At 45.3% G+C, this 23604-nt stretch carries 21 protein-coding genes; 4 read left to right on the top strand and 17 right to left on the bottom strand.

All coding sequences use genetic code 11. The features are described from left to right. Positions 1 to 15: 15 nt before the first annotated feature. Positions 16 to 633 carry a YecA family protein gene (locus tag VEA_RS07195; RefSeq protein WP_006742821.1) on the bottom strand — a complete coding sequence of 206 codons (618 nt, stop codon included), beginning with the start codon at positions 631 to 633 and terminating at the stop codon, positions 16 to 18. A gap of 170 nt (positions 634 to 803) precedes the next feature. Between VEA_RS07195 and dusC the strand changes: the two genes are divergently transcribed. After that, complete coding sequence (gene dusC / locus VEA_RS07190; protein WP_006742820.1) at positions 804 to 1763, top strand: tRNA dihydrouridine(16) synthase DusC; 960 nt, start codon at positions 804 to 806, stop codon at positions 1761 to 1763. Between the two features lie 35 nt (positions 1764 to 1798). On the opposite strand, the gene VEA_RS07185 is transcribed toward dusC, so the two are convergent. From VEA_RS07185 to yfbV, 6 genes are all read right to left on the bottom strand, one after another. Next, positions 1799 to 3274, bottom strand: a complete 1476-nt coding sequence (locus VEA_RS07185; protein WP_006742819.1) for a sensor domain-containing diguanylate cyclase — start codon at positions 3272 to 3274, stop codon at positions 1799 to 1801. A 176-nt stretch (positions 3275 to 3450) separates the two neighbouring features. Next, on the bottom strand, positions 3451 to 5277 hold the full coding sequence (malZ, locus tag VEA_RS07180) for a maltodextrin glucosidase (RefSeq protein ID WP_006742818.1): 1827 nt from the start codon (positions 5275 to 5277) through the stop codon (positions 3451 to 3453). 141 nt (positions 5278 to 5418) lie between these two features. Further along, positions 5419 to 6213, bottom strand: coding sequence for an ABC transporter ATP-binding protein (locus VEA_RS07175; RefSeq protein ID WP_006742817.1), 795 nt, complete (start codon positions 6211 to 6213; stop codon positions 5419 to 5421). Continuing rightward, the gene (locus VEA_RS07170; protein WP_012841584.1) at positions 6210 to 7145 is read right to left on the bottom strand and encodes an ABC transporter permease; all 936 of its coding nucleotides are present in this window, start codon (positions 7143 to 7145) and stop codon (positions 6210 to 6212) included. Before VEA_RS07170 ends, VEA_RS07175 begins: the two co-directional genes overlap by 4 nt. Before the next feature lie 177 nt (positions 7146 to 7322). Further along, the gene (locus VEA_RS07165) at positions 7323 to 8288 is read right to left on the bottom strand and encodes an ABC transporter substrate-binding protein (protein WP_012841583.1); all 966 of its coding nucleotides are present in this window, start codon (positions 8286 to 8288) and stop codon (positions 7323 to 7325) included. A gap of 329 nt (positions 8289 to 8617) precedes the next feature. Next, complete coding sequence (gene yfbV, locus VEA_RS07160) at positions 8618 to 9070, bottom strand: terminus macrodomain insulation protein YfbV (RefSeq protein ID WP_012841582.1); 453 nt, start codon at positions 9068 to 9070, stop codon at positions 8618 to 8620. Between the two features lie 346 nt (positions 9071 to 9416). Here yfbV and VEA_RS07155 point away from each other — a divergent pair, with 346 nt between their 5' ends. Both VEA_RS07155 and pta read left to right on the top strand, forming a co-directional pair. Continuing rightward, the gene (locus VEA_RS07155) at positions 9417 to 10613 is read left to right on the top strand and encodes an acetate kinase (protein ID WP_005396635.1); all 1197 of its coding nucleotides are present in this window, start codon (positions 9417 to 9419) and stop codon (positions 10611 to 10613) included. A 135-nt stretch (positions 10614 to 10748) separates the two neighbouring features. Beyond that, positions 10749 to 12893: a phosphate acetyltransferase gene (gene pta, locus VEA_RS07150; RefSeq protein WP_005396636.1), complete on the top strand. Its 2145-nt coding sequence runs from the start codon at positions 10749 to 10751 to the stop codon at positions 12891 to 12893. 111 nt (positions 12894 to 13004) lie between these two features. Here the strand turns inward: pta and VEA_RS07145 are convergent, their stop codons facing one another. Then, complete coding sequence (locus tag VEA_RS07145) at positions 13005 to 14282, bottom strand: MgtC/SapB family protein (protein ID WP_006742814.1); 1278 nt, start codon at positions 14280 to 14282, stop codon at positions 13005 to 13007. Positions 14283 to 14569: 287 nt separating this feature from the next. Between VEA_RS07145 and VEA_RS07140 the strand changes: the two genes are divergently transcribed. Next, the gene (locus VEA_RS07140) at positions 14570 to 14992 is read left to right on the top strand and encodes a DUF7282 domain-containing protein (protein ID WP_012841581.1); all 423 of its coding nucleotides are present in this window, start codon (positions 14570 to 14572) and stop codon (positions 14990 to 14992) included. Positions 14993 to 15106: 114 nt separating this feature from the next. On the opposite strand, the gene VEA_RS07135 is transcribed toward VEA_RS07140, so the two are convergent. From VEA_RS07135 to moaC, 9 genes are all read right to left on the bottom strand, one after another. Then, positions 15107 to 16054 (bottom strand): glutathione S-transferase family protein, encoded by a 948-nt coding sequence (locus VEA_RS07135; protein WP_006742813.1) that lies wholly within the window; start codon positions 16052 to 16054, stop codon positions 15107 to 15109. A 167-nt stretch (positions 16055 to 16221) separates the two neighbouring features. Continuing rightward, positions 16222 to 17235 (bottom strand): murein tripeptide/oligopeptide ABC transporter ATP binding protein OppF, encoded by a 1014-nt coding sequence (gene oppF, locus VEA_RS07130; RefSeq protein WP_006742812.1) that lies wholly within the window; start codon positions 17233 to 17235, stop codon positions 16222 to 16224. Then, positions 17214 to 18185, bottom strand: coding sequence for an ABC transporter ATP-binding protein (gene oppD / locus VEA_RS07125; RefSeq protein ID WP_005396641.1), 972 nt, complete (start codon positions 18183 to 18185; stop codon positions 17214 to 17216). Before oppD ends, oppF begins: the two co-directional genes overlap by 22 nt. 27 nt (positions 18186 to 18212) lie before the next feature. Beyond that, positions 18213 to 19115 carry an oligopeptide ABC transporter permease OppC gene (gene oppC / locus VEA_RS07120; RefSeq protein ID WP_005396642.1) on the bottom strand — a complete coding sequence of 301 codons (903 nt, stop codon included), beginning with the start codon at positions 19113 to 19115 and terminating at the stop codon, positions 18213 to 18215. Positions 19116 to 19130: 15 nt separating this feature from the next. After that, on the bottom strand, positions 19131 to 20051 hold the full coding sequence (oppB, locus tag VEA_RS07115) for an oligopeptide ABC transporter permease OppB (protein ID WP_006742810.1): 921 nt from the start codon (positions 20049 to 20051) through the stop codon (positions 19131 to 19133). Positions 20052 to 20179: 128 nt separating this feature from the next. After that, positions 20180 to 21856, bottom strand: coding sequence for an ABC transporter substrate-binding protein (locus tag VEA_RS07110; protein WP_012841580.1), 1677 nt, complete (start codon positions 21854 to 21856; stop codon positions 20180 to 20182). Between the two features lie 532 nt (positions 21857 to 22388). Then, positions 22389 to 22844, bottom strand: a complete 456-nt coding sequence (moaE, locus tag VEA_RS07105) for a molybdopterin synthase catalytic subunit MoaE (RefSeq protein ID WP_012841579.1) — start codon at positions 22842 to 22844, stop codon at positions 22389 to 22391. A gap of 1 nt (position 22845) precedes the next feature. Beyond that, the gene (gene moaD, locus VEA_RS07100; RefSeq protein WP_005396646.1) at positions 22846 to 23103 is read right to left on the bottom strand and encodes a molybdopterin synthase sulfur carrier subunit; all 258 of its coding nucleotides are present in this window, start codon (positions 23101 to 23103) and stop codon (positions 22846 to 22848) included. Then, positions 23100 to 23579, bottom strand: a complete 480-nt coding sequence (moaC, locus tag VEA_RS07095) for a cyclic pyranopterin monophosphate synthase MoaC (protein WP_005396647.1) — start codon at positions 23577 to 23579, stop codon at positions 23100 to 23102. Before moaC ends, moaD begins: the two co-directional genes overlap by 4 nt. Between the last annotated feature and the right edge of the window lie 25 nt (positions 23580 to 23604).

Raw genomic sequence — 23604 nt, 5'->3', positions numbered from 1 at the left:
CTTAACCACGTTAACTCAACCACGTGATTGACCACAACACTGCTTGAACTTTTTGCCGCTCTCACAAGGACAAGGATCATTGCGCCCGATACCTTTGAATGGGTTTAGGCTTTGAGCCTTATTGCCTACCATCAACTCATCCGCACCTAACGCCACTTCACCGACCATCAAATCAAGCTGGTCGACCAAATCTGCAAGAGCTGGAGGCGTTTCAATACCGGCGTCGCGCATCTGTTGCTGCGTTGCCGACTCATCGATAGCCAGCATCAAAGTGGTCAGTAATGCTTGTAGCATACGCTGCAATCCATCATTGAGCTCAACGTCTTGCCATTGTTCTTCAATCATTGGCCAAACAGACATAAAGCCTTCGGAAAAATCAGCAAGTTGCTCAGGTTCTTTGCCTGTTAGCTCTAACACTGAATATTCATTTCGTTGAATTCGGTTGTGCTGCTTGTGAATTTGCTCTTCTACTGCCGGTTGAATCGCTTTGAATCCTTCACCTAATAGCGGCTCTAACCACTTTTCAGGAGCGAGTGGCTTTGTCGTCAGATTCGCAGCGAGCACTGCGCCTTCGATAAATAGGCAAGATTCATCGATGTGAATTTCGCCTTTCTCAATCAATGTGTATTGCATGACATCTGGTTTCCCATAAATTTGGCGGCATTATACCTCAGAGCATAAAAGCACGTAACCGGGAGTTGCGAGTTTGACTGTATTGAGTGCTTTGAGTCTTTTAATGACAAACTTAGCTGACATCGCTACAATCGCCCTCCTTTTTATCACCAAACTGTATTAGGCAAACTATGCGAGTTGTACTAGGCCCAATGGAAGGCGTTTTAGACCATTTGATGCGCCAAATCCTGACCGAGATAAACGACTATGACCTATGTGTTACGGAATTTGTTCGAGTCATCGACCAGTTATTGCCCGATCATGTATTTCACCGTTTATGCCCGGAGCTGTTGCAAGGTTCTCAAACCGCATCAGGTGTGCCAGTACATGTGCAATTGTTAGGACAAGAACCAAACTGGATGGCTGAGAACGCAATTAAAGCGGCGAGCCTAGGCGCCAGAGGCATCGACATAAATTTTGGTTGCCCAGCCAAAATGGTCAATAAAAGTAAGGGTGGTGCTGCTCTACTTCAGCATCCTGAGCTAATTCACCGTGTGGTTAAAGCTTGTCGAGAAGCTGTTCCAGAGGCTATTCCTGTGACCGCAAAAATTCGTCTTGGCTGGGAAAACCCTGAAGATTGCTTTGAAATTGTTGATGCCATTCAATCTGCTGGTGCAAATGAACTCACCGTTCACGCTCGGACTAAGCAGGGTGGTTACAAAGCGTCTGAGATAAAATGGGATTACATCAACCAAATTCGCGAACGTTTTGATATTCCGCTTATTGCGAATGGCGAAATTTGGAATTATGAAGATGGTCAACGTTGCATTGAAACGACTGGCGTTGACTCTTTGATGGTGTGCCGCGGCGCTTTCAATATCCCTAACTTGGGCAACATGGTAAAACACAACCACCAGCCAATGTCATGGCCCGAGGTGGTTGAGCTACTGATCTACTACTCCAAGTTTGAGATGAAAGGCGACAAAGGCTTGTACTATCCAAACCGCGTAAAACAATGGTTCTCTTACTTACGTCAGGCCTATCCTGAAGCAAAAGATCTATTCAGAGAAATCCGAACGTTTAACAAAGCCGCGCCGATTGTTGAGCATATTCAACGTTATCGTGATGAGTTAAATTCTCAGGTTGCATAAAACCTGAGCATTGCAAAGGGCGAACTGCTCGCCCTTTAAGCGCTTAGTTCTTCGTAGCAAATCTTATTTTTGCCTGTACTCTTGGCTTGATATAACTTTTCATCTGCCGCTTTAAATAACTCATCAAAGCTTTCCACTCGGTTCTCTTTACTGAACACCACACCGCCAGAGATCGTAAAACCTTCTTTAGTCACGCGTGTCGAGCGTTCGTCTATGGCTTTTTTTACCCGCTCTAGAATCAGCTTAATGCCTTCCGAGTCTTCATCGTAAATCGCCAACACGAACTCTTCGCCACCAAATCTTGAGGCGACATCGGTGTGGCGAATATTTTCACGTATACATTTTGCAACTAGCTGAATCGCAGAGTCGCCTACATCATGACCATAGGTATCATTGATCTTCTTGAAGTTATCAATATCGAACACTGCTAATGCAACCTGTTTTTTCGTCATCTTATTGCGCCACACGGTTTGCATTCCTCGACGGTTCAACAAGCTCGTCATCGGATCTCTGGCGGCGAGATCTTTAAAATAACGTCGCTCACTATGCATATTCACATAGAACAATACGACTGTGCTCAAAACGTAAATAGAGATCGCAACAATAAGGCTGTATTTTTCGAAAACCGCTAGGTTCTTAGCTTCATCCCAAAGGTTGTACTCGTAATACATACTGTGATTCGCACTCAATCGATCTAACTCGACTGGTTTGATACGTGTACTGTTTGGAGGAATGGATTGTAAATTGGAAACCAAATGAAACTTACCAACAAGACCTAGTGACGAAGCCATCAACGCATTGACATCAAAATCAATGGACAGCACACCTTGATGCCTCCCTTTTTCGTAAACAGGCACCGTCATACTAATGATTTGGCCTTCCATCGAATCCAACATCGGCCCAGGTCCGGCCAAGGTGATGTTCACTTTATCTTGTGCGGTTTTTTGCCAAAATGGGCGCGCTTTTAGCGTTGACCAAAGCTCTCTAGTGAAGTTTTTCGCGTACGTGTCAGGAGACGAAATGACGTAACCACGTTTATCGATGTAATGAATACCAACGATATGGGATTCAATATCGTGCAGAAAAGACAATGACGGTGCAAAACCCGCCTTTTGTTCAGCTAATTGGTTAATCGTTGAACCTTGCTGACATAAGCTTTCATCGCCCACAATCATGTAATCAAGATCAACCGCAGGTAACCCCTCACTGTAGACACTCTCCAGCAACAAGACGTCTATCGGCCAAATATAACAAAGCCCCTTTTTGACTAAAGAATTGTGCTCTTCAGACAATGGGTTAGCGTAATTCGTATAGTTAGTAAAACTATAATCTAAGGCGGTGAGGACTTTAATACCACGGGACATGGCACGATCAATACGTGCATACTCAGAATCAATATAGCGATTGACCGCATCGTAGTAGTTTTTTGTCGTAACAAGCAAAACCACGACAAATAATGCGAGGGGAAAAAAGATGACAAATGAGAGACTAAATCGCCTTTGGTTAACCATTGAGTACCATGTATGTGAAAGGTAGATCGTCTCTTATCAAACAATGGGATTACGCTGTCTTATCAACTGGCAATGCGTAGTGCGCATTGCCAGATAATCAGATAACCAACAAATGTGTACGCATTGTAGGAGACTGTTTATATATTAAAGAAGTTTAATCAATATAGAATGTAGTGTCACTTCAGTTGCCACAATTTGAAGCTCTGTGCAGGTATATTGACAGAAAGATGACCCTTATAATCAATAAGTTCGCGTACATCCAGAAGTGACGAAAGATGGGTAGCCTCCAAACCAAGTTGCCACAGAGGCAAGTCAATTGAACACTCATCGCCACTTAGATTCATCACAACAACGATCGCTTCACTTCCAAGTACGCGCGCATAAGCCAGCACGTTGGTATCACAATGCAGCCATTGAATACTACCAGACTGTAAAGACTTGTACTGTTTACGTATCGAAATCCATTGCTTGTAAATCGACAGCCATGCTGAGTTTTCAATTTCATTCCAAGGGAAACAGCGACGATTATCCGGGTCCAGCCCTCCCTCTAGTCCGACTTCACTCCCATAGTAAATACAAGGTGTACCGACGTATGTCATGAGCAGAGCAAGTGCGATGTTCATTTTACGCTTATCACCATCAACCAGTGTGATAAAACGAGCAGTATCATGACTATCGAGTTGATTTAGCTGCGATAGCTGATTCGAAAATGGAATTTTTGCTCTGGCTTCGTCCAACCATGCTTTAAACTCCAAACCATCAATGTTGATTGGTTCATACATAATATCTTGCTGCGCGATAAAAGCTCGAACTGGATGAGCAAAACCGTAGTAGTTCATCGCCCCATCCTCTTGATCACCTTGCAACCACTGCGTTGCTTCAAAAAAGTGCTCACCTAGCACATAGGCATTCGGATTGACTGACTTCGTCGCATGGCGAAACGCTTCAACATAATGAGCATTGTTTTTCGCTCCCTCTCCTTCGCCAAGCATATGGATAACATCAAATCGCCAACCATCGACTGAGTATGGAGGGTTAAGCCAGTGCTTAATGACAGATTCTTCGCTTTGATAGATATAGTCACGCACTTGTTCATTTTCGAAGTTCAGAACCGGTAAGTTTCCAATACCCTTCCAACCGATATAATGATTGGTTTCGTCTTCGAAAAAGTAGTAATCGCGGAACTTTGACTGCGGATTGCCATACGCCCCTTCTCCTTTTTGTTGGATATCAAACCAAGGATGATGCACTGACGTGTGGTTAAACACCGCGTCTAAGACAATCTTCATATTCTTACCACAAATCTTCTCACACAGTTCTGCAAACTGAGCATTGGTGCCAAACATAGGATCAACAGTGAAGTAATCCGTAGTGTCGTATTTGTGGTTACTTGGTGAAGAAAAAATCGGATTGAAGTAAAGCGCTGTTACGCCGAGCTGCTCAAGGTAATCCAACCTCTGCTCTACACCTTTGAGATCGCCGCCAAAAAACTCTCTTGCTCCTGTATTTTTGTGAGAGCCTACCGCGTCTCCCCACGATTTAATGATCGCTTCTGAATCATGCTGAGCATAAGCTTTACGAATGTCAGATTCACTTTTACTAGCAGAAAAACGGTCAGGAAAGATTTGATAGAACACTTGCTCTTGGACCCAGCTTGGTGGTTGATGGTTTACATTCAACTTAAAGTGGAACTCTTTGGGTGGAATACGCTTTTGTACGCCTCGTGCATCGAGCCAGTATTGTTGTCCGTCTTTGAGGAGCTTAAACACATAATGTGTGACATCTTGATCTCGATTTGGTCGGAACGATGCTTCCCATAGTAACAATTCCCCAGCTGTTCCAATTTGAGCCATGTCGACCAGATATTCTTCATTGTCCGGCTCAAGACGCACATATACGGAATCAAAATCCAATGTCTCGGTTTTCAGTCTGAATGTTACTTGCTCTTGATTAAAAGCTAAACCATCAATAGTTTGACTATGAAAAATAAATGGCAGGTTCATTATGGGCACTCCTCGTCATCGGATATGCCACTATGTTATTGGAGAATGAGAGACAAGAAATCCTCCTTGCGAGTTGACATATCAGCCAATTTTCCCAAGGAGGATCACACTTAGTAGGCGTAGTGACTGGTAGGATACTGCTTAGTTCAACAAGAGACTGTCATCTGCAAGCTCTTCGCCACGCACTTTGGAGAACATATCCAACAAGTCTGGTACTTGCATGTTAGCGCGCTGCTCTCCAGCCATATCTAGCACAATTTCACCTTGGTGAAGCATTACGGTCCTATCGCCACATGCTAATGCGTCTTTCATCGAATGCGTCACCATCATCACGGTTAAATCGAACTCATCGACAATACGTTTAGTTAAGTCGATAACAAACGCCGCCATACGAGGATCAAGCGCAGCCGTGTGTTCATCAAGCAATAACAACTTACTCTCCGATAACGTCGCCATCACAAGGCTAACGGCTTGTCGTTGTCCACCGGACAGTAAGCCAATGCTATCGCCCAGACGATCTTCTAAACCAAGCCCTAGGATGCTAATTCGCTCTTGGAACAGCTTGCGACGTTTAGCTGAAAGCGCCAAACCCCAACTGCGTTTTTTACCACGCATGTACGCTAAAGCCATGTTCTCTTCTATCGTTAGCTCTCCACAGGTTCCGGCCAATGGATCTTGAAACACTCGTGCGCATTGCGTCGCACGCTGGGCAACCGTCTGCTTGGTGACGTCTTTGCCATCAATGATCACCTGACCACCTATCATCGGTGTCTCACCTGTCACCGCACCAAGCAACGTCGATTTTCCTGCGCCATTAGAACCAATCACGGTAAGAAATTGATGCTCTGGAACCTCTAAAGAGACGCCTTTCAATGCACGATTTTCTAAAATCGTCCCTGGGTTGAACGTGACCTGAATGTTATTAAGTTCAATCATAACGCCTCCCCCGAACCATTTTTTGATGCCGCTTGTTTAGCATCGGTAACGCGTTGTTTCGCTCTCATGCTCTGTTTTAATTTTGGAGCAATAAGCGCGACAGCCACCAATACTGCGGTGACAAGGTTGAGGTCTGACGCTTGCAAACCAAACATGCCAGAGCTCAAAGCGAAAGCTACAGCAAGACGATAAAGCACCGAACCGATGATGACAGCAAATACCGCAACCCAAATTTTTCGCCCCGGAATGAGGGTCTGGCCCAAAATCACAGCAGCCAAACCAACCACAATGGTGCCCACGCCAGAGGTCACATCTGCAAAGCTGTTCGTTTGTGCAAACAACGCGCCTGCGAATCCGACAAAACCGTTAGATAAAGCCAACCCAAAGTAGGTATAAAAACCAGTGCTCGCCCCTTGCGCAGAAACCATACGCGCATTAACGCCCGTGGCCCGTAAACCAAGACCAAAGTCGCTGTTCAGCAGGCGAATGACAAAGAAAGCGGACAGAAGAACTAAGACCCCAACAACCAGAGGGCGAATAAACATCGCATCGCCCAATGCTTCAAACGGAGTGAGAATCGTATCCTCTCCAAGCAACGCCATATTAGGTTTGCCCATAATACGAATATTGATTGAAAATGCCGCGATCATGGTAAGAATGGAAGCTAACAGGTGCAATATACCACATCGAACAGCCAAAAAAGCGGTTACCCACCCCGTCATACTACCGGCTATCATCGCCATTATTGTCGCAAGCCAAGGATTAATACCTGCGACAATCGCCGTTGCAGCCACCGCAGCTCCCATTGGAAAGCTGCCATCCACACTCAAATCGGGGAAATCGAGAACACGAAACGTAAGATACACACCCAAGGCAACTAGGCCATAAATTAAGCCAATTTCGAGTGCGCCAAAAAAAGCAAATGCAGACATAACTGCTCCTTTCTGCATGTTCAGGCTGACGAATACCAACCTGAACTTAAGACTTCTAACGTATACTCCCATTCTTCTCTAGCAGAATGCTCTACACGAGAAGTCCGGCGAGTATCAATTTTGGGGCAAGCCTCTATCAACAGACGTGACGGCCCTAACCCCAAAAAAGAGCGTTACTTATTGCATGCTTGTCGCACGTTCAACCACAGAACTTGGCAGCTTGATACCGAGCTTAGATGCCGCGCTTTCATTAATTACGAGGTCAGAGCCCGTCGCGACTTTTACATCCAATTTGCCTGGTTCTTGACCATCAAGAATCGCCGCCACGTAATCAGCGGTTTGCACACCAACCTGGTAGTAGTCAAAACCTAAGCCTGCAATTGCTCCTTTTTCGACATATGACGTCGCACCACCAAAGACAGGTTTTTTAGCTTGATTCGCTGCCACAATCATCCCTTCAATCGCACTTGCAACTGTATTGTCTGTTGGGGCGTAAAGAATATCTGATTTAGCTGCAATGGCTTGAGTCGCAGACTGAACATCAGCACTTTTTAGGGCGGTCGCTTCAACCACTTGTATGCCTTTTGCTTTTGCACTTTCTTTTAGCAATTCAACCAAAGTCACGGCATTAGCTTCACCTGGATTAAATACAACCCCGATGCTTTTCACCTGAGGAAGAATTTCTTGGATGAGATCGACATGCTGAGCAACGGGTGAAAGATCAGACAGGCCAGTTACGTTTTTGCCTGGTTGTTCCATCGACTTAACCAATTTCGCACCGACCGGGTCTGTTACCGCAGTAAAGACAACAGGAATAGAGCGCGTTGCCGACACCAAGGCTTGTGCCGAAGGCGTCGCGATACCCACTAACACATCAGGATTTTCGCCGACGTACTGACGGGCAATTTGCACTGCAATCGCAGGGTTACCCTGTGCGGTCTTATAATCAAATTCTAGATTTTTGCCTTCTTCGTAGCCTTTCGCTTTTAAACCATCAAGCAATCCTTGACGCGTCGCGTCTAACGCGGGGTGTTCGACAATTTGTGAAACTGCAACGGTTGCAGTGGCGGCCAGTACATTGGCAGAAGAGAAAATAGCAGTAGCAGATAGAACGGCAGTGGCTAATAAACGTTTCGTTTTCATCATAACTCCTTGATGTGACTTCGTCCTTGTTTCGCGAGCATTCAACATGAATATCGACTCGTGAATTCAAATGTTTGAAGGGGGTAATGTTGTGTTCATATAACTGTGCACTTCTTGCGCATCTTGTTTTTATTATTACTACTAAGTCTTAGTAAAGAAAAGAAAGATTTAACACTAAAGCAACATTTGTGATCGGGGGACTTCTTCATCCGGAAAGAATCTTTGGTAAACAAAGCTTCGCTCGCTTCATCAACGACCGTCAAAGTAGGTAATAGAGGCAGGATCAAAAATGGAGCGGCTAGTGCACACTCCATTTCAAACAATTTAAATTAGAACCAACGCTCTAGTGACGATTTATCGAGCTGGCGAAACGCTCGGTTCAGTATTATCGCAAGCTCTTTATAACGAGGGCGAGCTTTAACAGGCTCTAGTGCAAAACCTGTTTCCACAATTTTTTGATGCAGCTCCCGATACCAAGATGCCAGAGAAGGCGGCAGTTTCGTGTTGGCTCGAGCACCAAGCCACCAAATCCCTTGGAGTGGCAAGCTAATCGCAAACAAGGCAACAACAATGGATTGAGGTAACGCGTGGTAATTGTTGAATGCCATTTGAGTGAGTACGCTGATCGCAGCAACAGCTGGCATGACTTTAATGCCAAAGCGAGTCGCCTTAATGATACGCTGTTCCGGAAATATGGCGCTTAGCTCTTTACGAACCGGCCAGATCTCCATGTAATTCTGGCCATCTTTCAGGCTATGGATCAATCCGACTTTATTACTCATACCGCTCTCTCACTAAAAAATAGTTGAACATTTCAACTGAAGGTACAAAAAATTGATGAAAGTTAATATTCTTTCAAATTTTTTTTGTTATCATTGCTTATTATCGCTATCCTTTGCAGACCCTCAATCTCATTGTTGCTGTTATTTACAATTTAAGCAACTCCGAGATATCTATCTGCACGGATCGCATCATAGTGATGGATGGGTTCATCACTATTTCTTTATATGGAATTAGAACAATTTTTGACCAGGATTAGTACGCAGCCTTCTGGGTATCGGCTATTCTTGTGATTAATTTTTCATTCTTTAACTGATTTTTTATCAGACGAATAACAGGTAGTCATACATGTCTAAGCTAGTTTTAGTTTTAAACTGCGGTAGTTCTTCTCTTAAATTTGCCGTTGTTGATGCCGAGAACGGCGACGAGCACTTATCAGGTCTTGCTGAGTGTCTTCACCTTCCTGAAGCTCGCATCAAGTGGAAACTTGATGGCAAGCACGAAGCTCAACTAGGCAATGGTGCAGCTCACGAAGAAGCACTAGCGTTTATGGTAGAAACTATTCTTGCTTCTAAGCCAGAGCTTAAAGCTAACCTAGGCGCAATCGGTCACCGTATCGTTCACGGCGGCGAGCAGTTCACTCAATCTGCACTAATCACTGATGAAGTTCTAAAAGGTATTCAAGACGCTGCAACATTTGCACCTCTTCACAACCCTGCTCACATCATCGGTATCGAAGCGGCTAAGAAAAACTTCCCAGAGCTGAAAAACGTTGCTGTATTTGACACTGCGTTCCACCAAACTATGCCTGAAGAGTCTTACCTATACGCTCTTCCATACAACCTATACAAAGAACACGGTATCCGTCGTTACGGTATGCACGGTACTTCTCACTTGTTCATCACTCGTGAAGTTGCTGGCCTACTAAACAAACCAGTTGAAGAAGTAAACATCATCAACTGTCACCTAGGTAACGGCGCGTCTGTATGTGCAATCAAGAACGGTCAATCTGTAGACACTTCTATGGGTCTTACTCCACTTGAAGGTCTAGTAATGGGTACTCGCTGTGGCGACATCGACCCTGCGATCATCTTCCACCTGCACGACGCTCTAGGTTACTCTGTTGATCAAATCAACACGATGCTAACTAAAGAGTCTGGTCTTCAAGGTCTAACTGAAGTGACTTCTGATTGTCGTTTCGTTGAAGACAACTACGGTGAGAAAGAAGAAGCAACACGCGCAATGGACGTGTTCTGCCACCGTCTAGCTAAGTACGTAGCTGGCTACACTGCTTCAATGGACGGCCGTCTAGACGCAATCACTTTCACTGGCGGTATCGGCGAGAACTCTGGCCCTATCCGTGAAATGGTTCTAAACCGTCTTGGTATCTTCGGTATCGAAGTAGATAGCGAAGCTAACCTTAAAGCTCGCTTCGGCGGCGAAGGCGTTATCACGACTGAAAACAGCCGTATCCCTGCAATGGTTATCTCTACTAACGAAGAGCTAGTCATCGCTGAAGACACTGCACGCCTGACAGGTCTTTAATTGAATTACTGGCTAGCCACTCGGCTAGCCAGATTTTCATTCAAACGAATTTTTAGGGGCTCAACTCCTATTCTTCGAGCTTCATGGAATAAGAGTTGAGCTTTTATCCCCCAAATAGCTAAAGGTACTCTACGAATGTCTCGTACTATTATGCTTATCCCTACTAGCGCAGGCGTTGGCCTAACAAGCGTTAGCATGGGTGTTCTTCGCGCTATGGAGCGTAAAGGCGTTAAAGTTTCTTTCTACAAGCCAATCTGTCAGCCACGTTCAGGTGGTGATCAGCCAGATCTGACTTCAACTATCGTTGGCCACAACAGCGATATGAAGATCGGTGAACCAATGGCGATGTCTGTTGCTGAAAGCCTAATCGGTAACGACAACATGGACGAGCTGCTAGAAACCGTTGTTGAACGTTACAACCAAATCAACAAAGACGCAGACGTTACGCTAATCGAAGGTCTTGTACCTACTCGTAAGCACCCATTTGCAAACCAAGTAAACGCGGAAATCGCGGCAACACTTGGTGCAGAAATCGTGCTAGTTGCGACTCCAGGTACTGATAACCCAGCGCAACTGAAAGAGCGTATCGAAGTAGCATGTTCTAACTTCGGCGGCACTAAGAACAAAAACATCTCTGGCGTTATCATCAACAAGCTAAACGCTCCTGTTGATGAAGCTGGCCGTACTCGCCCTGACCTATCTGAAATCTTTGACGATGCAGATAGCGCAAAACAAAACGAATTGAAAGTGATGGAAATCTTCAACACTTCTCCAATTCGTGTACTAGGTTGCGTGCCATGGAGCATTGATCTGATTGCGACTCGTGCAATCGACATGGCTAAGCACCTGAAAGCAGATATCATCAACGAAGGTGACATCAACACTCGTCGCATCAAGAGCATCACTTTCTGTGCACGTTCTCTGCCAAACATGATTGAGCATTTCAAGCCTGGCTCTCTACTTGTTACTTCTGCAGACCGTCCTGATGTTATCGTTGCTGCTTCTCTTGCTGCAATGAACGGTGTGGATATTGGTGCTGTACTGCTAACTGGCGGTTACGACATCCCTCGCGAAATCGAAGGTCTATGTAAACCAGCGTTCGACACTGGTCTACCTATCTTCAAAGCACAAGGTAACACTTGGCAGACATCTCTAAACCTACAGAGCTTCAGCATCGAAGTACCTGCAGACGATAAAGAGCGTATCGAGTTCATCAACGAGCACGTTGCTGGTCACATCGACGGTAACTGGATCGAGTCAATGACTGAAGGTACTCAGAAGTCTCGTCGTCTAAGCCCACCAGCGTTCCGTTACCAACTAACTGAACTTGCTCGTAAAGCAGGCAAGCGTATCGTTCTTCCAGAAGGTGACGAACCACGTACTGTTAAAGCGGCAGCAATCTGTGCTGAACGCGGCATTGCAGACTGTGTGCTTCTAGGTAACCCAGATGAAATCCGTCGCGTAGCAGCTCAACAAGGCGTTGAGCTAGGTACTGGCGTAACCATCATCGATGCCGATGCTGTTCGTGAAAACTACGTTGCTCGTCTAGTTGAGCTGCGCGGTGCGAAGGGCATGACTGAAGTTGTGGCTCGTGAGAAGCTACAAGATTCAGTATTCCTAGGCACAATGATGCTTGAGAACGACGAAGTTGACGGCCTAGTTTCTGGTGCTGTTCATACTACGGCGAACACTATCGTTCCTCCGTTCCAAATCATCAAGACTGCACCAAATGCGTCTATCGTATCTTCAGTATTCTTCATGCTTCTGCCTGATCAAGTACTGGTTTACGGTGACTGTGCGATCAACCCAGATCCAACCGCTGAACAGCTTGCTGAAATCGCTATCCAATCTGCTGACTCTGCAGCAGCATTCGGTATCGACCCTCGCGTTGCTATGATCTCTTACTCTACTGGTGAATCTGGTAAGGGTGCAGACGTTGATAAAGTACGTGAGGCAACTCGCATCGCGAAAGAGAAGCGTCCTGATCTAGTGATCGACGGTCCTCTACAGTACGACGCAGCTATCATGGAAAACGTGGCAGCGTCTAAAGCGCCTAACTCTCCAGTAGCAGGTAAAGCGACAGTATTCGTATTCCCAGACCTAAACACGGGTAACACGACTTACAAAGCGGTACAACGTTCAGCTGACCTAGTTTCTATCGGTCCAATGCTGCAAGGTATGCGCAAGCCTGTAAACGACTTGTCTCGTGGTGCGCTAGTAGACGATATCGTGTACACAATCGCTCTAACAGCAATCCAAGCAGACCAAGAAGCTAAGTAATCGCTTCTGACATCTAGTTGGACAACTATCCAAAGCCCTCGATTCGTCGAGGGCTTTTTCTATTGTTGGCCACACAGCAAAGAGGCTATGAGCAATAGCACTAATACGCTCTTAAGAATACAGCGCCATAAATACCCCAGCCCCAACCACAACACAACCTGTCATCACTGGTGCGATTCGGTGCCAAAGCTTCTTATCCCCTATCGCGATGACCATCCCCATTTTCACAATGGTATTAACCGAAGCGGCAATCAAAATGCCTAATGCAGCAGTGGTCACGCTTAATGTTTTCGTACTTTGACGTCCGAGGGTTAACGAGATCGCATCAACGTCAGTAATCCCTGATAAAGCAGAAAGGATCAACACCCCCGCATTGCCGAACCAGTCAGACAAAGCGTGAGCGAGCAGCATAATCACCGCCAACACGAGGCCAAAGAACAGTGCCGACTGCAAAGCAAGAGGGTTCGTTTGCTTATTTGATTGCTCAATCTGCTCAACTTCACTTTTGCGCCAAATCCACCATGCCGGAATGTACAGCGCAACCATCATCGCCATCACAATTGGCCAAAGCAGTTTCACTAATTGTGGATTGATAACGGACAGTACGATAAGTAAACGAGGGAACATGGTTCCGCAGCTCAAAAGAATACCACTAGCGAGTAACGGGCTGATGCTCGCTTGCTCACGAGAAAGATGGGAAAACTGCAACGTTAATGCTGTCGAAGAGCTAAGACCAGCAAATACAGACGTAAACAAAATACCTCGCTTCGCCCCGCCGATCTTTATCGCAAAATAACCGACAAACGAGATACTAGCGATCAGCACAACCATCCACCAAATCTCATACGGGTTAAGTGCATTCCAAGGGCCGTAAGATTGATTTGGTAAGAGTGGTAACATGACTATCGAGATAAGTAATAAACGCAGTGCTGCGTCTAACTCATACTCTTGCAGTTTTTGTAGCGCTTGATGTAGCTCTCTTTTGTTATCGAGCACTACCGCGGTTATGACGGCCGCTGCTGCTGCCAAAACAGCCTCACCCGACACGGCAAGGTTACCCAGAACAAACACCACCATGATACTAACCACGCCAGTGATGCTCACATCTCCGCTCTTTTTCTGCTGTATAACAAAAGCGATGCAAGTGAGGATGACTAAAGCGATAAGCGCAAAACCAATGAGTAAAGGTGAATAGATGTTGGCGAGAATACCAACTAAACCACCGAGTAAACCGACTAAAGAAAAAGTACGAATGCCCGCGACACGACTGCCTTCTACGCTATTGCGCATCACCCAGCCACGTTGGGTGCCAACAATTGCCCCCAGTAATAGAGCAATAAGCAGATTCCAAATTAGATGCTCGCCACTGACAAACTCATTGATATCCATGCATCACCCCCGTTAAAAAGCGGTTGTTATATCATTAGTTTATTTCAATATGGGTAAGAAGCTGTGACGATGAGAGGATAATCAGAAAATGGCCCCGGCTCCCCGCTTACCATTGCGTCTTATAATTTCATTATTCTTTTACTTACCACCAAAACGTAATAAAACGAAGCGATCCTCCCTGTTCAATTTATCAGCATTATTTACATTTCAACTGAACTTTCTTACTCGAACTACGTAACGAAGATGGACTGCAATTACGCAAACTCACACATAAGTAAGGAATACATATGAACAACTCCATCAACAACTCACTGCTAAAGCTTGGTTTAGCTGCAATTCTGTTCAGTTTTTCTTCATTCAGCTTTTCAGCCCCAAGCATTAAAGGCGTTGATCAAGACATGTCCGGAGGAACGGTAACCGCAAAAATGGCTCATGCTGACGACAACGGATGGATGGTAGTCCACCGAACAGACGAATCAATGAAGCCTGGCCCTGTTATCGGCTATGCCCCACTAAAGATGGGACAGAATGAGAACGTGAATGCAATTTTGATGGAACCGGTTGAGTCTGGCGACATGCTGATGCTAATGGTCCACGGAGAAAAAGGGGGAATGAAGACTGGCGTATTTGAATATACACTCGGAGCCAAAGAAGATGGCCCTGTAAAAGTCGACGGAAAACTAGTGATGGATGTCGTACGCGCTAAGTAAGACGTACGCACATTTAAAAGTCACTCTCCTACTCCTAGTATTTAGTTGGCATAAAAGTACTTAACGACATTGCTTACCGTTAAGTACTTTTTCATTTCTGATGGAGGCAGCAAACTAGCTAATTATTTCTCTTCCATGAGGAGAGATTAAGTCTAAATCAGGCCCTTTGGGTACGACTTGCGTCGGGTTAATCCCGGTGTGGCTGAAATAGTAGTGACGTTTAATATGGTAGAAATCCGTGGTTTCTTCGACGCCTTCGACTTGATACAGCTCTTTTAAGTATCCTTGAATATTTTCGTAGTCTGCGATGCGCAGCTTGTTACATTTGAAGTGGCCCACATACACGGCATCGAAACGGATCAGAGTCGTAAACAAACGCCAATCAGCCTCGGTAATAGTATTCCCCGCTAAATAACGATGCGTCGCTAGGTGCGAATCGATTTTATCTAGCGCAGCGAATAAAGAATCGAATGCTTCTTCATATGCCTCTTGCGTGGTCGCAAAACCACAGCGATACACTCCATTGTTGACGTTTGGATAAACAAAATCGTTCCATTCGTCAATAACATGCTTTAGCTGTTCTGGATAATAGTCATCGTGGTTTCCTGTTAACTCATTGAACTCCGAGTTAAACATACGAATAATTTCTGACGACTCATTCGACACGATCGTATTGGTCTTTTTATCCCAAAGCACAGGCACAGTTACACGGCCTGTGTAATCTGGTTTGGCCTGCGTATAGATTTGGTGCATACGAGTGTGACCAAATAGTGGCTCAGGAAGCCCCATTTGCCAGCCTTGGCTTAACATATCAGGGCAAACAACCGTGACATCAATATGTGGTTCTAAGCCTTTCAGCTTGCGGAAGATGAGCGTTCGGTGTGCCCAAGGACAAGCAAGAGAGACATACAAATGGTATCGACCAGACTCTGGTTTAAACTCCGCATCAGGTTCGTTTTTAACCCAGTTACGGAATCCGGCATCTTCGCGCACAAATTTGCCACCATTTGATTTTGTGTCATACCAGACGTCATGCCAAACACCTTCGACCAACTTACCCATGATTGCGCTCCTCTCATTCTGTTTATGTCTATATTAGCGTTTCCTATCAAACAGAAAATCACTGAACTTAGGACATCATGTTCAAGAAATTCGAATGTATAAATCAGATGCATAAAAAAAGCGCGACCCGATAAAGGTGTCGCGCTTAAGCCCGTCACAGGCTGAATTTATACACTAACGTGTAAACAAGATACCGCGTGAACGTCGTTACCTTGAATCGTTGGCTTCGTCTTCGCACACTCTTCGGTTGCTTGTGGGCAACGAGTGCGGAACACACAACCCGATGGTGGACTGATCGGCGAAGGAAGGTCGCCTTCCAGCATTTGGATTTTCTTACTGCGCTCAATGTTCGGGTCCGGAATCGGAACCGCTGACATCAATGCGCGTGTATATGGGTGCTTAGGATCAGCAAACAGCGCCTCCGCCTCACCGAGTTCGACAGCATTACCCAAGTACATGACCAAAACACGATCTGAGATATGTTTAACCACTGACAAGTCATGCGCAATGAATACCAGAGAAAGGCCTAGTTCTTTTTGAATCTCTTTAAGCAGGTTAACAACCTGAGCTTGAATAGATACATCAAGCGCCGATACTGGCTCGTCACAAATGATCATCTTAGGCTTAAGGATAAGCGCACGCGCAATCCCGATACGCTGACACTGACCACCTGAGAACTCGTGTGGGTAACGGTTAATAACGTTAGGTAATAGGCCAACTTTCGCCATCATCTCTTTAACGCGGTCTTTCACTTCCTGCTTAGACAGTTCTGGATAGAACGTTTCAAGAGGCTCAGCAATAATGTCGCCAACCGTCATACGTGGGTTAAGAGAAGCCAAAGGATCTTGGAAAATCATTTGGATTTCTTTACGCGTTTCACGACGTTGGACGTCTTTCATCTTAGTTAGATCTTGACCCAACCAAACTACTTCTCCATCCGTCGCTTCAACAAGACCGATGATGGCGCGCGCAAACGTCGATTTACCACAACCTGACTCACCTACTACACCAAGCGTTTCCCCTTCGTATAGTCGAACGTTCACCCCATCAACCGCTTTTAGGCTTGAAGGCTTTGACCAAGGCCATGCCGATTTTGACGCAATGCTGAAGTGAACTTTCAGCTCTGAAATGTCCAGAATTAGCTTTTTATCTACTGCGTTCATTTGTTCCAAGCCTCCCATTCAGAAAAACATGCGCGCTGACGGCCATCACCAAATGGAGTCAGAATTGGCGCTTCACGCTTACAACGATCCATCACTCGGTGACAACGCTCTTGATAAGGGCAGCCCGGTGGTAGACGAAGCAAGTTTGGTGGATTACCAGGAATGGTTGGCAGAATTTCACCTTCCGTATCAAGGCGAGGAATCGCCTTCAGTAGACCCTCTGCATAAGGGTGGCTTGGATTATAGAAGATCTCGTTTACGTTACCGTACTCCATCGTACGACCTGCATACATCACCAGCACCTTATCACACGAACCTGCAACAACACCAAGGTCGTGCGTGATCATGATGATCGCCGTGTTGAACTCGTCTTTAAGCTCATTAAGCAGGTCCATGATCTGTGCTTGAACCGTCACATCAAGTGCAGTTGTTGGCTCATCGGCAATAAGCAGTTTAGGGCGACATAACAACGCCATCGCGATCATTACACGCTGACGCATACCGCCTGAAAACTCATGCGGGTACATCGTGATACGCTTACGCGCTTCAGGGATTTTCACAGCTTCCAGCATGCGTACTGATTCTTCAAATGCTTCCGCTTTGCCCATACCTTTATGCAGCATAAGCACTTCCATCAACTGGTCACTTACCTTCATGTAAGGGTTCAGCGATGTCATTGGGTCTTGGAAGATCATTGCGATCTGTTCAGCGCGAACTTTGTTCAGTTCTTTTTCTGGTAAGTTTAAGATTTCTTTGCCTTCAAACTTTGCGCTACCAGAGATAATACCGTTTTTAGCCAAAAGGCCCATGATTGCGAATACGGTTTGAGATTTACCTGATCCCGACTCTCCAACGATGCCTAAGGTTTCGCCTTGGTTGAGAGAGAAGTTCAAATCGTTTACTGCGGTTACGATACCATCTTGCGTGGTGAATTCGACGCGCAGATCTTTGACATCTAATAAGCTCATCATTGCTTCCTTAATCTTATCTTTTAATTATCTGTCTTTTGGATCCAGCGCATCGCGCAGGCCGTCACCAACGTAGTTGAAGCAGAATAGCGTCACAACCATGAACACGGCTGGGAATGCCAGCTGCCAGATTGCCACTTCCATTGTCTGTGCACCTTCTTGTAGAAGCGCGCCCCAACTTGTCATCGGTTCCTGAACACCAAGACCAAGGAATGATAGGAATGACTCCGTCAGGATCATGCTCGGGATAAGTAGCGTGGAGTATACCGCTACAATACCCAGTACGTTCGGCACGATATGACGAGTGATAATTTTCCAGTTGCTAACACCACACACGTGTGCAGCTTCGATGAACTCCTTGCTACGTAAGCTGAGTGTCTGACCACGTACAATACGCGCCATATCTAGCCATGCGATAGCACCAATCGCGACAAAGATCAGCATGATGTTACGACCGAAGAATGTCACAAGTACGATTACCAGGAACATAAACGGTACCGCGTACAAAATCTCTAGAATACGCATCATCACACGGTCAACTTTACCGCCGATAAAACCAGATGCTGCGCCATAGAGCGTACCAATCAGTACAGCTACAAATGCACCCATGACCCCCACCATCAACGAAATACGACCGCCGATTAGCGTGCGTACGTATAAGTCACGACCTAAGCTGTCGGTACCAAACCAATGGTCAGCATTCGGTGCAACGTGCATTGCGTACCAGTCAGTATCATCAAAGGTGTGCGGTGCGATCATTGGCAGAATAATCACCGCCAACGTCATTAGAACAAGAAGGAATAAGCTCACCATTGCCGCTTTGTTGCGCATAAAACGGATACGAGCATCTTGCCAAAGACTGCGACCTTCAATCTCCAAGTTTTCGGAGAACTTCTCAATCGCTTCTAGGTTTTCTTTTTTCGTTAACATAACCAAACGTCCCTGTTAGTAGCGAATTTTCGGGTCAATCATTGCAAGTAGAATATCTACAATCGCGTTGAATAAAATGAATAGGAAACCAATCAGGATGGTTACACCCATTACTAGCGAGTAGTCACGGTTAAACGCAGCATTAACGAATAGCTTACCAATACCTGGTAGACCAAAAATGGTTTCGATAACAACAGAACCGGTGATGATACCTACGAAAGCAGGACCCATGTAAGAAACAACAGGGAGAAGTGCCGGCTTAAGAGCGTGCTTGATGATAATGTAACGGTAGCTTAGACCTTTAGCACGAGCCGTACGAATAAAGTTACTGTTTAGGGTTTCGATCATCGAACCACGCGTAATACGAGCGAAGGTTGCAACATACAGTAGTGACATACCAATGACAGGAAGCACTAAATACTGCCAGCTACCATCTTGCCAACCGCCCGCAGGGAAGATATTCCAGTGAAGCGAGAACAGATAGATAAGCGCAGGTGCCAATACAAAAGAAGGCATTACCACGCCGAGCATCGCTGTCGACATGATGGTGTAATCAATCCAAGTATTCTGCTTGAGCGCAGCAATGGTACCGACGGTAACCCCCATAATCAGGGTAAAGATAAAGGCGATGAAGCCCACTTTAGCCGAAACAGGTAAGGCAACTGCGATCAGCTCGTTAACAGAGTAATCAAGGTATTTAAATGACGGCCCGAAATCCCCTTGGATAACATTGGTCAAATACGTGGTGTATTGTTCAAATACAGGTTTATCCAAGCCATATTTAGCTTCGATATTTGCCATTACTTCGGGTGGCAATGGACGCTCTGTCGAGAAAGGGTTTCCCGGTGCAAAGCGCATAAGAAAGAAAGATACGGTGATCAAAACCAACATTGTTGGGATCGCCTCAAATATCCTTTTTGCGATGAATTTAAGCATAAACTCACTCTTTCAGTCTGTGACAGTTAAATTAAAGAAGTCGTCCAATTCTTTTGGACTAAAGATAGGCGCTACATGCAATTTCTCACATGTAGAGCCTCATTTTTATAGTTCTATCGAGTTACGAATTACTCTGTGATGTAGAGATCTTTAGAGTAAATCTTGTCTTCCGCGTTATTGACTGGGAAGCCACCAACTTTCGGTGATAGTAGACGTGATTTCACGTACTGGTAGATAGGTGCGATTGGCATATCTTTTGCCATCAACTTCTCTGCTTCTAGGTAAAGCGCTTGACGCTCTTCGTCAGAAGTTGAAGCAAATGCTTTGTTCATGATTGCATCGTACTCTTTGCTGTCGTAGTGAATACCACCAGTAGTGTTATTACTCATCATCAGCGTTAGGAAAGATGAAGCTTCGTTGTAGTCGCCACACCAACCTGCACGAGCAACCTCAAAGTTGCCAGAATCTTTGGTAGATAGGTAAGTTTTCCACTCTTGGTTTTCTAGCGTAACGTCTAGACCAAGCGTCTTCTTCCACATTGAACCCAGTGCAACCGCAAGTTTCTTGTGGTTCTCTGACGTGTTGTATAGAAGGTTAAATTCAAGAGGGTTGTCTGCGCCGTAACCCGCTTCTTCCAATAGACGCGCCGCTTCAGCGTTACGCTCTTCTTGTGTCATTTTGCCGTATGCAGGGATTTCTGGGTTGAAACCCGCCGTGATTTCAGGCGTTAGGAAATAAGCTGGCTTTTGACCCTGTGCTAGGATCGCATCAGTCACGATATTACGGTCAATCGCATAAGAAATCGCTTTACGTACGCGAACATCATCAAACGGCTTTTTCTTCGTGTTGAAGATGTAGTAGTAAGTACACAAGTTACCCGATACAGACACGTCTTCTGGATGCTCTTGCTTCAAACGCTTGAAGTGCTCTGTAGGCAGTTCATTCGTGAAGTCGATTTCACCTGCTAGGAAGCGGTTCATTTCCGCTACTTGGTTTTCGATTGGTAGGAAAGTAACTTGATCAAGCGTCGTGTTTTCGTTGTCCCAGTATTGTTCGTTACGTTTTAGAACTAAACGCTCGTTTACAACCCAGTTGTCAACAACATAAGCACCGTTACCTACAAAGTTCTCAGGCTTCGTCCATTGATCTCCGAACTTTTCAACGGTTGCTTGGTGAACAGGCTTCACTGTTGTGTGGCCCATCATCATCACAAAGTATGGTACAGCAGTGTCTAGCTCAACCACTAACGTGTGGTCGTCAACCGCTTTAACACCCAACTCACTCTTGTCTTTTTTACCCGCAACAATGTCTTTTGCGTTCTTCATCTTGGTGTATTCCATGTACCAAGCGTATGGAGAAGCGGTTGCTGGGTCGACTGCGCGTTGGAAGCTGTATACAAAATCACCTGCAGTAACAGGATCACCGTTAGACCATTTTGCGTCTTCACGTAGGTGGAAAGTGTATGTTTTGTTGTCTTCAGTTTCCCAAGATTCTGCAACACCAGGGATAGTGTTACCGTCCGCATCTTGGTTTACTAGGCCTTCAAGAAGATCGCGAATCACGTGGGATTCTGGAACACCTTGAGATTTATGAGGGTCTATTGTCGCAACTTCTGTACCGTTACCACGCACCAATTCTTGAACAGCAGCAAGTTTTGGCTCTTTAGAATCAGATTTAGCTTCAGGGGCTGGAACCGGAGCAGGCTCAGCAGCTTGTTTCTCTGCAGGCTTTTCGCCACAACCAGCTAAAGCGAGAGAAAGACCAGCACCAATAAATAAAGCGCGCGTGATTTTATTCTTATACATGCGTAAAACTCCAAATTTTTTCGTTAGCATCCATGACTTCTTTGTAAGGGCCTGGAACGGTCAGAGTTTTAGATTTTTTTAGTGCATTTTCTGAGCACAAAAGCCTAAAACCTTACAAAGACTGCGGCACACATTAGCAATCATTGAAGTAATTTGCCATAAAAATGTAGCAAAAAAACCAATAATCCTGACTAAACCACACATATCTAGCAGTAAACTCTAATCAAAAAGTATTCACCAGCCAAATGGAGACCAGAAGCGACATTCCACAGACAAAACTTTCGATTAATCTACATTTAAACCGTTTGATAGCATCTTATGCTAGATATTTACATATTATTTAACATTTATGACAAATGAAGTCTAACAAATAATTGTTTATATATTGGGCTAAAAACTTTTATTGTGAAGAATATCACCAGAGCGAGCACGGGTTGTGTTGAAGTCAAATGAGCAGAATTATGAAGATAAGTACAAAAAAAGCTAAGTGCCATTGACACTTAGCTTTTTTCACTAGAATGAGGAGTGGGTTCTATTTTTCCCAACGCTGCGCAGCTTGGTGATCAGTATCGCGCGACTCAATCCAACGATCTTCACTCGTCGTGCGTTCTTTCTTCCAAAATGGTGCTTTGGTTTTCAAGTAGTCCATAATGAACTCGCAAGCATCAAATGCTGCTCCACGGTGTGCACTTGAAACACCAACAAAGACGATTTGATCACCGCTATCCATGTCACCAACGCGATGAATCACGCGTACGCCCAATAATGGCCAACGTGATTCAGCTTGATCGCAAATGTCGCTCAAGCTCTTCTCAGTCATGCCTGGGTAGTGTTCCAAGTGCAAACCAACAACATTATCGCCAAGGTTAATATCTCGAACTTTACCAATGAATGTTACGACAGCACCAGCAGCCGTACCTTCGGATAAACGTTGATATTCGTGATCAACGGAAAAGTCTTCAACTTGTACAGAGACGCGTGGGTCCATCTTAACCTCCGGTTACCGGTGGGAAAAATGCAACTTCATCCCCCGCTTTTACTTCGGTATCAAGTGGGACAATAGATTGATTAACAGCAGCAAGTAGCTTTCCTGGCTCTAAAGCCAAATCCCACTTACCATTTTTATCAGCGCCCTCTTCCACGAGATGTGCGCGAATCGCTTCAACCGTTTCAAATTGATCATCTAATTCGACACTGTCGATACCAATCAGCTCACGAGTCTGAGCAAAAAAAAGTACTTTAATCATGATTCCGCCTTGAAGTGTCCAGATTTTCCACCCGTCTTTTCTAGGAGACGAACTTGACCGATAACCATGTCTTTTTGCACCGCTTTACACATATCGTAAATCGTCAGTGCAGCAACAGAAGCCGCCGTGAGCGCTTCCATTTCTACGCCCGTTTTACCTGCAAGCTTACAAACAGATTCAATACGAACTTTGTTTTCTGACTCAATAGCCTCCAACTGAACTTCGACTTTAGAAAGCAACAGAGGATGACAAAGTGGAATCAAATCCCACGTTTTCTTTGCAGCTTGGATACCAGCAATTCGAGCCGTCGCGAACACATCACCTTTATGATGCTGACCGGAAACAATCAGTTGCAAGGTTTCTGGGGCCATGTGAACAAATGCTTCTGCACGTGCTTCACGAACCGTTTCAGCTTTTGCAGACACGTCGACCATGTTAGCTTCGCCAGACGCGTTGATATGGGTAAATTGAGTCATTGTTTTTCCTTCGCTTTTAGGAAAG

Origin of the sequence: Vibrio antiquarius (assembly GCF_000024825.1) — a bacterium.
In the GTDB taxonomy this organism is placed as follows: domain Bacteria; phylum Pseudomonadota; class Gammaproteobacteria; order Enterobacterales; family Vibrionaceae; genus Vibrio; species Vibrio diabolicus.
Note: the sequence above shows the minus strand (reverse complement) of the source record. Positions and strands in the feature narration are given on the sequence as shown.